Here is a 10,206-nt window from a genome sequence, read left to right on the forward strand (position 1 = left end):
GGGACAGGCCCTGGACACTGGCCTGGGCTGTTCACCCTCCTTTCTGACATTTCGCCACTTGTTCAGTGCGACCTCGTGTCGCACCCCGCCACTTGGAGCCGTTGTCGACGAGGTAGCGCACTGCGTCGACCATTTCACGGTGGCAGTAGGCCTCGGGGCGTCCGCCCCGGCCCTCCAGCCAGGCCGGCACCGGCATCGAGGCTTTGACCTGGGCCCATTCCGCATCCGTCATGTCGGACGGGCAGTGCGGCGCACGCCGTCCCGGCGCGATCGCCCCGTACTGATGTACGTAGCAGTCACACGTCAGAGTGTCCGAAGTGGCACCCGACCGGCGAGCAGATGGTGAACTGATGCGGCAACGGGTCTCCTGGGCCGGAGGGTTGGTCTCGACAACCGCACTCCTACCAAGAGGCCCGTTCGTCTACGCCTGTCCGACATCTGGCACGAACGTTCGAGATTCTCTCTTGCGTAGCAGTTTGTCGCGGTGGACGCCATCACACCCCTGGTGGGATGGCGAACGGGTCGTAATTCTCGGGCATGAAGCAGCCGTAGTCCTGCAGTGGTTGCGGATCGTTCAGCACGATGCGCATGAGCTCACCTGCAGGCGAGAGCCCGTCTGGGCGGTCCGGAGTCCGTTGGCCGGGGAGTCCGGCGGATGCCGGTGCGTCGGCTGCGAGTCGACCGAAGCGGTCCAGCAGAGCCCACACAGCCTCGTGGACATCGCGGATCTCCTCGGCTGCCCTCTCCTCGGTGATTTCAGGGGAGGCTTCGCGATACGCCGCGCGGGCCGAAGCGACAAAGCGCTCCGGATCGACGATCACTACGTCCTGGCGCATCCGAATGCTGATCGTCATACCCGACATCGGGGCTGGCATCTCATCCACCGGCCCACGGTACTGCGTCGGAAGCGCGACCGACCGAGGCATTCACAACCCGACCCCACCGAACACCACCCGGTTCACCACCACGCTCTGATGGTGGCAGAACGGCGACTTCCCCCTCGGCCCACAAGGTGCAGAACGACAGCTGGCAGACCCGGTGGTCGCTGTCCTCGACAGCCGGCAGGCCAGCCGCCCATGTCCTCATGTCGGCCTTGCCCGCTCGCTCCCAAAAGCCGTGGTGGCGCACGCACAGGCTCTGCCGGGCCGCCCCGAAGTGGCATCCGGTGACCGGTTGTCGTTGACTCGCGGCGTCACGGTCGACTCGCCTTCCGCCACGGCCGGATCCTCGTGCCGCAGGCCCAGGGCCTCGCCGATCCGGATGCCCGTCCCCCACAGGAGCGCCAACAGGAACCGGTCCCGTAGCCGGGTGCAGGCGTCCAGGATCGCCTGGGCCTGGACGGCGGTCAGGAGCGTCGGATGCATGCGGGGCGTCATGGACACACTGCTGAGGACTCAAGAGAAGCTGGATGAAACGCCGGTCCACCCCGCCCTCGGTCAGGTGCGTGACGTACGAGTGCCTGGTGTCCGCAGAGGCCGTGTGCGGATCAGTCGTGTTGCTACTGAGCTGGCGGGACCCGGAGGTGGCGTTCGCCGCGCTCGTTCTGAGCCGTGTTCCTTACGAACGTATAGCTGTGAGGCAGACCGCACCGCGCCACGCCGGGGTGGAGGTCCTCAACCATGCCGGCTGCGTCGGGGACTCACGCCCGGTAGATCGTTTCGTTGTCGTCCTGGTCATACAGCTCGACGGTGTATGACAGTCCGAGAGCGGAGAATGCGGACAGGAGATCATCAATCCGTTCGGGAACAACGACACCGCCGAACCTCACCGGTGTCTCGGGGAACAGCTCCAGCTCGGCATAGGTGTGCTCGACCTCGAACTCGGTCCAGCTGGACTTGCGCACGCGCCAACCTGCCGCAGAGAAGGCCTGTGCGATGTCCAGGGCGCTCACCGCCGACGGGAGAAAGCCGTAGACGTTGTTACCGAGGTCCAGGTCGTACCCGTCCTGGTCAAAACGTGGGCCGTCGGTGCCGCCGGAGGTGAACTGCATAGTGGCCAGTATGAGCGGCTGGCAGGGGCAGTGGGACTGTGGGTCCGTCAGCCGCCCATCCTCCCGTGTCCCGGTCTGCGGGGAGCCCGCCGGGTTGTCCGCGTCAGCTCGCCCCGGCCTCCTCTTCCTTGGCTTCAAGTAGACGGTTGAGGCGTCGGATCTCGGCGATCAGCAGCGGGACGACCTGTCGGGCGCTGGCGATGAAATGGGCGTTCTCGTCCCAGCGTTCGTCCGCGACGTCGACATAGCGCGGCCGCTGGACAAGGGTGGTGGCCACGATCTGATGGTGGTCGAAGGCCGGCCAGCGCTCACCGAGCCCGGTGTCGGGAACGGTGCTGATCGCGACGAGGCTCATCGCGAAATCGTCATCGAGCTGACGGACGTACCAGGGGCCGGGGGTTGCAGCCTGGGCGATCTCCTCGATCTCGGCGAGTTCCTCATCGGTCAGCGGTTCGGGTGTGTTCATCGGGCTATCCGTTCCTCGCGTTCGCCGTTCCCGGCCAAGCGGTTGACCGTGGCGACCTCGCGGTCCCAGGCGTCGGCTCCACCCGCGGACCGGCACCGTCGTGCAGCCGCCCGTACTTGAAGGCCGCTCGGTCGTCCGAGGTCGAGACCTTGCAGCTCCGCCGAAACCGCATGAGTGACAACACAAATCTGGCACGGATACGGACGCACCGTCGTCACCGCCAGCAGCGACCGTACCGCGCGGCTGTGGTCCTATGCCGCACTGGACGCCGCCACCAGCACGATCTGCAACGCCGTTTCCCGCGACGTCACCCCTGCGGAGAAGGCGGTGTACCTACCCGAACGGTCCACCAACCCACTCTGCCCCGCATGATCCCGCCATCCGACCGCCGTCGGTTCAGCCACCGGCAGCGGAACCGTACCTCGATCCGGACCGGCACCAGCGGTGTCCCCGCAACGATGGGAACCGAACATCGGATCGTTCTTGCCACCGGGACGGGGGAAGCCGTGCGACAGCCTGGAGAAGCACCCGTACTCCGGGCAGAGAAGGAGCGCCGCAGCACCTGCCGCTGCTCCCGTATCCGTTCTGGAGAGCGGGTCGCCTGAGCCACCAAGGTGTCTCGGGGCCGCCCCGCGGATGGGCACTGGGAGATCGATGAAACCGGCCCTCCGGAGCCCGTGAAGGCGCGAGGAGCCGGCGGCTCTGCGGCTGCCGAAAACGGGTGGGCCGAGGGGTCTGTCCGCCGACATACTGGGGCGGTTGTCCCGTTGCCGGAGGAGATGCGCCCGTGGAGGTGCCCGGGTTCACCGTGCTGGTGACCGGTTCCGGGGACGGGGGGCCGGATGCCCTGCGGGCTGTCAGGGCGGTGACGGGGCTGAGCCTGTGGCACAGCAAGCTGCTTCTGGGCAGCGCCCCTGTGGTGGTTCTGGAGGACGCCCCGTTCGACATCGCCGTCGGGGCGGCCCGGCGGCTGCGGGAGTCGGGTGTGCCTGCGGCCGTCCGGTGCACCTGGTGCGACCGGACAACGCCCGGCGACGAGACGCCGCTCGACCCGGGGCCCTGTGCGTCCCGCTCCTGGCCGACGGCCCATTGCCAGGCAAACTCCCTCACCAGTTGTGACTGCGGGTTCTGCAGGACCTACGGGCCTACCGGCCTCACCCTCTGAACCCCTGGCACCCCTGAAAGCGGCAAGGGCAGAGGGCGAGCACGGGCGCGCCGGGGCCGTCAGGCGGGCGGCCAGCTGTGATGGACCAGGCCGCCGGGGTCGGTGAGGGCGCCGATGCTGACCAGCGACAGGTCCGTCTTCCCCTCGCGGGCGGCCTCGGCGATCATGCCTTCGAGCAGGGCACTGAACACGCCGGCGTCCCGCCAGACCCGGAACCGGCCGAAGACCGTGGACCAGGGGCCGAACTCCTCGGGCATCTCCCGCCACTGGGCACTGGAGCGGAACCGCCAGATCACGCCCTCGAACTGGTCACGAAGCCGTTCGGGGTAGGGCCCGAACCTGCCGATCGGCAGGTAGGGCTCGATCAAACTCCACTGCTCGTCGGTGAGTTGCCTGCGTGTCACATCGCCGGCGCGGTCACCGAGCTCAACCACGCCTCGCTCGACATCACGGCGGGCGGCAGCATCATCCGTGGTGGGAGGAGCGGGTGATCCACGCGAAGCTCTACCGGCCGGGCTCCTGGTGACCTTCGACGCGACGACGATGTCGTCCTGCCACGGGGAGGTCCCGGTGCTCCTCGGGGCGACCACCCGAGGAGCACCGGGAGACGGCTACTCCTCTGCGGTAAGGGCCTTGTACTGCTCGGCCGTAAGCAGACTGCTCAGCTCGCTGGTATCGGCCAGCGTGATCCCGATCATCCAGCCTTCGCCGTACGGTTCCTGGTTGATCAGTTCGGGATCGCTCTCGAGCTCGGGGTTCACCTCGGTGACCGTTCCGGACATCGGCAGGAAGAGATCGCTCACCGTCTTGACCGCCTCTACGGTGCCGAAGATGTCCTCAGCGCTGAGCTTCTTCCCCACCGTGGGGATGTCGACGAAGACGATGTCGCCGAGATGCTTCTGCGCGTAGTCGGTGATGCCCACACGGGCGGTGTTCCCCGTGACCAGGATCCACTCGTGGTCCTTGGTGTACTTGAGGTTTTTCGGGATGTCGTGCATGGAGGCCTCCTTGGTGATGGTGCGTCAGTTTGGTAAGGAGCCTGCTACAGGGCTGAGCCTTCCGCCACGATCTGCCACGGCCGTCAGCCCAACGGGTGAGCGCAGCAGCGAGCGGTTCGCCTGCTCGCGACTCTTCTGGACGTGCCTCCCAGGGCTGTACACCGTCACGCTCGCGGCTCCCGCCGGCACGGGCACGGCGAGCGCCGCGCCATCCCCAAGCCCGGGGACGGCGCGGCTCTCCCCGCCATGCCGGTGCTACTTGCGGAAGTGGTCGTCCAGGTGCCGTTCGAATGCCGTGTCGTCCGGCAGTTCGCCGTCGGGTGTCACGGCGTCGGCGGCCGCGGGCAGCTCGCGGGCGAGCTGGTCCGCGTGCGCCTGCACCGACATACCCACCTCCGCGGCGTTCTCCGCCATCTCCTCCCGGGCCGGCGGCGACACGCCCCGGGGTCGGCCGGGCGGACACTCAGCTGGACCAGCAACCGCGCTGCTGCCTGCCCTGCGCCGCCGGATCCCCCGCGCCTGCGGGGAGGACGGGTTCCGGTGGTGCACCTGCACCGAATCGCCCCCGGATCCCCCGCGCCTGCGGGGAGGACGCCCTTCCACCAAGAGCTGCGACGGCCAGGCACTTCGCCAGGTGCCCGGCCATCGCGGTGCTCCTTTTCAGCGGTGGTCGCCGAGTCAGTGGGTGGCGTCGACGGCGATGCCGACGAGCTGGAGAATGGCGTGGCCCCAGGAGGTGGCGGCGATCAGGACGCCGAAGGTGACGGCGGTGAAGACGGTGAGCGCCTCGTCGGCGCGGCTGCGGGCCTCGGTGCGGCGCCGGAGCCTCAGGATGATGATGATCGCCAGGAACGCCGTCGCACTGATCGTGTACTGCACTGCCCCACCCCGACCCGACATCTGACTCTGTGTAAGGCCCCGGTGACTCAGGGGCCTACTGCATTCGGGTGAGCATGCCAGAGCCGTTCCCCGCCCGGGGCCGGTTCGGAAAAACCGGCGGGTGCGAACAGCCACGGTAAAACCCCCTGGGCGGCCAGCCGACCAAGCCGTCCTGGGGGATCGTCGCCGGCGCTGACCGGACCCTCAACCCCGAGGTCCAGCGGTTCGGCTACCGGCGTGCCGGCGCGACCATGGTCGAGGTCGACTCCTCGCACCTGGTGATGCTCTCCCACCCCGAGCGGGTCGCCGATGTGATCCGCGAGGCCGTCCGGTCCGTGAACGGCTGACCGATTCATACGGCCTCAGGAGCACCATCATCCGCACCGGTGAGGCCCAGGTCCGGTTCCTCGCCGAGCACCCGGTCGTCACCCCCGAGACCGGGGCGTGACCGCGGGCCGGGTCCGTTCGTCGGCGGTCCCGGCACTTTTTCATGCCGTCCACCGCTTCGGCGCCGCCCATGTGGTCGCGGAAGCCGCGCGGGTGACCGGTGGGCGGCCGTACCTGTCCACCCATCGTCCTTGGAGGTACCGTGCCGGGACGCCATCCGTTCGCGGTGCGGGCAGGTTGGCATATGGCCTGACCTGCTGGTTCATGCGGTTCGGGCGAGGTTGTGCATGTGGGCGGCGGCCTGCACCGCGTGGTGCAGGCCGCCACCTTTGTGTCGGCAGTCGCGGAGGATCTTGTAGTTCTTCATGCGGGCGAAGGTGTGCTCGACGCGGGTGTCCGGCCCCTTGCAGCGCCGGATGCTGCCGGAGGCCGGACAGGAAAGAGGTGGGTCAGGGCAGCTTCGCACGACCGCCAGTTGACCCTCGGGCTCGAGCATCCGGGGGCTGGGCGACTCAGGGCAGCTTCGCCTGGAGTCGCAGGACACGTTCGGCGGAGGACTGGCTGCCGTTGCCGGCGGCCTTCGAGTACCACTTCAGGGCCTGTTCCGGCTCCCCGGCCTCGCGCAGGAAGTCGCCCAGCTCGCCCAGGTGCTCGACGACATACGCGGTACGTCGTCGAGCACGCCCTCCGCATCCCGGTCGATCCGGTTCAGCAACCGCTGGATCCGGTCCGGGCCGCCGTGACCGGCTTCCTCGCCCACCGTCCAACCGTTCTTGGACTCCAACGGCGCCAGCAGCCCCACGAGTAGGCCAACACCGACTCCCGCGGCCCGCTCCGCGTGAACCGATGCACAGACCGCTCATGCAACCCGGCCCGTCCGACCACCGACGAGCATCCACCTCGGATACGTCCCCACCCATGAACAGCTCAACAAGCGAACCCGACAGCCGGCACAGTAAACACCGTTGCAGTACCAGGCTGACGAACGGTCACGGGGATCAGGATCAGTAGACCTTCCACCACTGGTCGGCAAAGTCTCCGCAGGTGGACTGAACGACGCCGGCGTTCTCCGCCGTGCCCCTCACCACCAAGCACTTCCCAGGGCTGTTCACGTTCTCGAACTTGTAGGCGGCCGCGAGGACGGCCTCGAAGGCGACGAGGTTCGCCGGCTGGTCGTCGACCACGAGGGCTCTGGGTCTGCAGGCGGGACCTGTGGCGGGGGCCGGGGGTTCGATGCGCAGCATGTCCTCGCCGGCCTGCTGCTCGGCCACGAGGAGTTGGCGTTCCAGCAGCTCGCAGCGTGTCTCGGCGGTGAACTGTCGCCGACGTGCCTCTCCGAGTTCGGCCGTCAGCCGTGCGACCTCCTCCTCCAGGGCGCGCTTCTCACGCAGCAGGTCCTCACGGTCTCCGGTGTACAGGGCGATCCCGTCCGCGCGGGCGCGCTCGTGCGCCCAGTCGTTCTCGAGCTGGTTGAGGCGCAGTTCGAGGTCGGCGATGCGGTGGTTCTTGTCGAGCAGGGCTTCGCCCAGGACGTCGCTGTGGGCGGCGGAACGCCGGGAGAGCCGGTCGGCCTCGGCCAGCTGGAACTGCAGCTGCTGCAGGGCGTGGCCGACCGAGGCGCTGGTCTTCTGCGCGGCCGAGTGCAGGCAGCGCAGGAGCTCGATCGTGTCGGGGGTCGCGACGCTGCCGCGGTCGGCGCCGACATCGGTGAGCAGGTCCTGGACGAACTGCCAGGGTGGGATCCGCTGCCCGGACAGGTACCGGGACAGGGCGCCGGGGCTCAGGTGCCGGCGGGCGCTGTAGCGGCGCATCGACACGGCGGGCCGCAGGCCCGCGAACAGGCTGCGCAGGGCCTTGGCGAAGGCGCGGCACTCGTTGTTCAGGTCGGGGCTCAGTGGTTGCAGGTTCCCCACCTGTCTACCCCCTGGAGTCTTGTTGGCCGCCACAGCGCCACCATCCTTGCAGTATCGGGCCGCTACGGGCCCGGGAGCCGGAACTCCCGGGCCGTATCGGGTGTCAGGAAGCGTGTTCGTTCTTCGCCGGTTCCTCGGGGCTGGCGACGAGCTGGTTGACGAGCGGTACGCCGGCACCGAAGGCGCCGGTGCCGTACAGGACGCACTGGGCCAGGTGCACGCCGCCTGCGGCCGCCAGGAGTCCCGCGCCGATACCCGTGAGCATGCCGATCAGCAGGACCAGGGTCGCCCTGGTCGACAGCAGTGCACGCTGCACTTTGAACCTCCTCGATCCGTGGCGGCCCTCGCCGTCCACGACCTGGCCGCCAGCCGGGCCGGTCTGACGGTGCGTCACAGGATGGTGGGTTCCGGAGCCGTTGCGCGCGTGTTTCCGGGGCGGAAACACCAAATGGAAACACCGCCCCCACTGCCTGCCCCTGGTCGAGGTGTTGCGCCGCAGGGCGTGTTCGCTCGTTGGGGGTTGCGGGTACCCGAAGGTGGGCGGGGGAAGGAGCGAACGTGGGTGATGCGGGGCCGGAAGGAGGCTTCGAGGTTGATCCGGACATGGTGTCCCGGGCGTCGGTGGAGTTCCTCGGATCGAAGGACTTCGTCCACAACATCGCCTCGGGAGTGGCGGGCGATCTGGCGTCGTCGGCGGGGACGGCCGGCGACGACACGATCGCTCACAGCTTCGCGAAGAAGTACGAGCCGGCGGCCAAGAGCGTGGTCAAGGCGATCGGGACCGCCGGGCAGCGCATGGCGACGATCTCCAGCCGCCTGTTGACGATGGCCGCCGGTTACCTGGCCGTCCAGGACTCGGTGGCCGCCGCGTTCACCGGGGGCTGATGGGCGTCACCCGCCCTGTCGACTGCGGGGGAGACGGCGGCCGCTCGTGGCCCATCCTTCACAACCGGTTGTCTCGCCCTCGACCGGACGGACGGTGACACCCGCCGCGCGGACCGCGCTCCGGTTCCACTCACACCGGGGGCGGCGAACGGGCGGCCAAGACCCGCACCCGCCACCGGCACCCGCACGACGATGCGCGGATGAACGCACCGGCGCCGACCCGACTGCGCACCCTGTACCAGTGCGGACCACTGCGCCGCGCACTGCTGGACACCTCCGTGCCGACCACCGACACCATTGCCGCCACCCGGCGCGGAACCCTCCTCCTTCGTCGCCGGAGCCCGGGCCGGGTGCAGCGGTGCAGCAGGAGCCGACGGGCGCGGGCGCGCTGGCCGGCTACGACAGGGGCACACCTCCCGCACGGGGCTGGACTACCGTCCGTTCGCGGCCATCGCCCGCCCGCGCAAGGACACCCCGAAGCGCGTACGGAGCCGGTGCACCTCCCACCAGGCCACCGCCGTCACCGTCGCCGGCCCGCCGACCACGGCGCACAGCTGGACGGGCGGCGGGCCGGGCGGCAGGCCGCCGAACAGCAGCCCGATCCCGGCGAGCTCCCAGACCACGATGCCGGTGAGGATGGGCGGGAACGTCGCGTGCACCCGGTCCATGGTGAATGCCGTACGGGCCACCGTCGGTGAGGCGAAGACCACGAACATCAGCACCCAGATCGGCACCGTCATGACCAGCAGGTCGAACAGCGGCCCGAGGAACAGGCCCTGGACCGACCCCCGCGCCTGCGAAGCCAACCACAGCAGAGCCGGAACCGCCGTGCACGCGCCCACGTACTTCAGGGCCATCAGCACCGCAGGCCGCACCTGCGCCCGCATGGCCGGTCGGGCGGCCGGCCCGGCGAGCCGGAACAGTACCCCGACCACCACCGGCGTGGTCACCAGCACCAGCACCGGCGTGACCGCCAGCCGGATCTCGAACTGCTCGTCGAGCCGGCCCCAGTCGTCCGCCGACCCGTACACCACAAGTACCCAGAACGCCGCCGCGAGCGCCAGCCACCCCCGGATCCGCTGCACCCGCAGTACCGGCTCGTCGGTGATCCCCGGCGGCCCCGGCACCGCGAACACCCGCCGCGCCTGCCGCCGCGCCGTCCTGGCCATCGGGTAGAGCCCCAGGAGGACCAGCAACGGCCACACGCAGAACAGCAGCGGCACCAGGACCCAACCCCCGACCGTCCGCCGCACGGGCGCCAGCACCTCCCGCAAGGTCGGCCACTCCTCGCCCCTGAACCGCTGCCACATCGGGACACGCTGCTGCGACTGGTGGGGCCCCTCCCGGTAGGGGGCCCGCCGCAGGGACTCCTGATCTTCGTACCTCACGCCGAGTTCCTCACGCGCGCTGTGCCCGTCTGCCGACACATGATCAATCCGTCAGCGCCGCACCCTACTGCTGCCCGCCGGGGCCTCACCCCGCCGCCCCACCCGCCCCGGCCGCCCGGCCGGGGCGGGTGGGGC

At 69.4% G+C, this 10,206-nt stretch carries 13 protein-coding genes and 4 pseudogenes; 3 read left to right on the forward strand and 14 right to left on the reverse strand.

Annotated elements, in window-relative coordinates; genetic code table 11:
* Positions 1-85: 85 nt before the first annotated feature.
* The 5 genes and pseudogenes from ACWGJO_RS39660 to ACWGJO_RS39680 all read right to left on the reverse strand — a co-directional run.
* Positions 86-232, reverse strand: a pseudogene (locus ACWGJO_RS39660) (transposase); the annotation flags it as partial.
* Positions 233-494: 262 nt separating this feature from the next.
* Complete coding sequence (locus ACWGJO_RS39665) at positions 495-854, reverse strand: hypothetical protein (protein WP_452190561.1); 360 nt, start codon at positions 852-854, stop codon at positions 495-497.
* Between the two features lie 228 nt (positions 855-1,082).
* The gene (locus tag ACWGJO_RS39670; protein WP_452190563.1) at positions 1,083-1,364 is read right to left on the reverse strand and encodes a tyrosine-type recombinase/integrase; all 282 of its coding nucleotides are present in this window, start codon (positions 1,362-1,364) and stop codon (positions 1,083-1,085) included.
* Between the two features lie 275 nt (positions 1,365-1,639).
* The gene (locus ACWGJO_RS39675) at positions 1,640-1,990 is read right to left on the reverse strand and encodes a hypothetical protein (protein WP_452190565.1); all 351 of its coding nucleotides are present in this window, start codon (positions 1,988-1,990) and stop codon (positions 1,640-1,642) included.
* A gap of 103 nt (positions 1,991-2,093) precedes the next feature.
* Positions 2,094-2,456: a hypothetical protein gene (locus ACWGJO_RS39680; protein WP_452190567.1), complete on the reverse strand. Its 363-nt coding sequence runs from the start codon at positions 2,454-2,456 to the stop codon at positions 2,094-2,096.
* Positions 2,457-2,630: 174 nt separating this feature from the next.
* Here ACWGJO_RS39680 and ACWGJO_RS39685 point away from each other — a divergent pair, with 174 nt between their 5' ends.
* Positions 2,631-2,828, forward strand: a complete 198-nt coding sequence (locus ACWGJO_RS39685; RefSeq protein WP_452190569.1) for a hypothetical protein — start codon at positions 2,631-2,633, stop codon at positions 2,826-2,828.
* Positions 2,829-3,698: 870 nt separating this feature from the next.
* Here ACWGJO_RS39685 and ACWGJO_RS39690 read toward each other — a convergent pair.
* The 4 genes and pseudogenes from ACWGJO_RS39690 to ACWGJO_RS39705 all read right to left on the reverse strand — a co-directional run.
* Positions 3,699-4,025, reverse strand: a pseudogene (locus ACWGJO_RS39690) (transposase); the annotation flags it as partial.
* Between the two features lie 207 nt (positions 4,026-4,232).
* Positions 4,233-4,619, reverse strand: a complete 387-nt coding sequence (gene gcvH / locus ACWGJO_RS39695) for a glycine cleavage system protein GcvH (RefSeq protein WP_452190571.1) — start codon at positions 4,617-4,619, stop codon at positions 4,233-4,235.
* Positions 4,620-4,874: 255 nt separating this feature from the next.
* The gene (locus ACWGJO_RS39700) at positions 4,875-5,033 is read right to left on the reverse strand and encodes a hypothetical protein (RefSeq protein ID WP_452190573.1); all 159 of its coding nucleotides are present in this window, start codon (positions 5,031-5,033) and stop codon (positions 4,875-4,877) included.
* A 264-nt stretch (positions 5,034-5,297) separates the two neighbouring features.
* Positions 5,298-5,498, reverse strand: coding sequence for a hypothetical protein (locus ACWGJO_RS39705; protein ID WP_452190575.1), 201 nt, complete (start codon positions 5,496-5,498; stop codon positions 5,298-5,300).
* Positions 5,499-5,644: 146 nt separating this feature from the next.
* Between ACWGJO_RS39705 and ACWGJO_RS39710 the strand changes: the two genes are divergently transcribed.
* A complete protein-coding gene (locus ACWGJO_RS39710) occupies positions 5,645-5,845 on the forward strand; it encodes an alpha/beta fold hydrolase (RefSeq protein ID WP_452190584.1) in 201 nt (66 codons plus the stop codon).
* Positions 5,846-6,147: 302 nt separating this feature from the next.
* On the opposite strand, the pseudogene ACWGJO_RS39715 reads toward ACWGJO_RS39710, so the two are convergent.
* The 4 genes and pseudogenes from ACWGJO_RS39715 to ACWGJO_RS39730 all read right to left on the reverse strand — a co-directional run.
* A pseudogene (locus tag ACWGJO_RS39715) lies at positions 6,148-6,276 on the reverse strand (IS5/IS1182 family transposase); the annotation flags it as partial.
* 249 nt (positions 6,277-6,525) lie between these two features.
* Positions 6,526-6,791: pseudogene (locus ACWGJO_RS39720) on the reverse strand (IS701 family transposase); the annotation flags it as partial.
* A gap of 98 nt (positions 6,792-6,889) precedes the next feature.
* Positions 6,890-7,798 (reverse strand): response regulator, encoded by a 909-nt coding sequence (locus tag ACWGJO_RS39725; protein WP_452190576.1) that lies wholly within the window; start codon positions 7,796-7,798, stop codon positions 6,890-6,892.
* Between the two features lie 103 nt (positions 7,799-7,901).
* Positions 7,902-8,114, reverse strand: a complete 213-nt coding sequence (locus tag ACWGJO_RS39730; RefSeq protein ID WP_452190578.1) for a hypothetical protein — start codon at positions 8,112-8,114, stop codon at positions 7,902-7,904.
* Between the two features lie 242 nt (positions 8,115-8,356).
* Between ACWGJO_RS39730 and ACWGJO_RS39735 the strand changes: the two genes are divergently transcribed.
* Positions 8,357-8,683, forward strand: a complete 327-nt coding sequence (locus ACWGJO_RS39735) for a hypothetical protein (protein ID WP_452190580.1) — start codon at positions 8,357-8,359, stop codon at positions 8,681-8,683.
* Positions 8,684-9,114: 431 nt separating this feature from the next.
* Here ACWGJO_RS39735 and ACWGJO_RS39740 read toward each other — a convergent pair whose 3' ends face one another.
* Positions 9,115-10,071, reverse strand: coding sequence for a hypothetical protein (locus tag ACWGJO_RS39740; protein ID WP_452190582.1), 957 nt, complete (start codon positions 10,069-10,071; stop codon positions 9,115-9,117).
* Positions 10,072-10,206 lie beyond the last annotated feature (135 nt).

The organism is Kitasatospora sp. NPDC054795 (assembly GCF_053611565.1).

Bases quoted from the DNA above. Each gene is read 5' to 3' on its own strand.
- ACWGJO_RS39670 (WP_452190563.1), bottom strand. From the start codon at position 1,364: ATGCATCCGACGCTCCTGACCGCCGTCCAGGCCCAGGCGATCCTGGAC.
- ACWGJO_RS39665 (WP_452190561.1), bottom strand. From the start codon at position 854: ATGACGATCAGCATTCGGATGCGCCAGGACGTAGTGATCGTCGATCCG.
- gcvH (WP_452190571.1), bottom strand. From the start codon at position 4,619: ATGCACGACATCCCGAAAAACCTCAAGTACACCAAGGACCACGAGTGG.
- ACWGJO_RS39700 (WP_452190573.1), bottom strand. From the start codon at position 5,033: ATGGCGGAGAACGCCGCGGAGGTGGGTATGTCGGTGCAGGCGCACGCG.
- ACWGJO_RS39680 (WP_452190567.1), bottom strand. From the start codon at position 2,456: ATGAACACACCCGAACCGCTGACCGATGAGGAACTCGCCGAGATCGAG.
- ACWGJO_RS39675 (WP_452190565.1), bottom strand. From the start codon at position 1,990: ATGCAGTTCACCTCCGGCGGCACCGACGGCCCACGTTTTGACCAGGAC.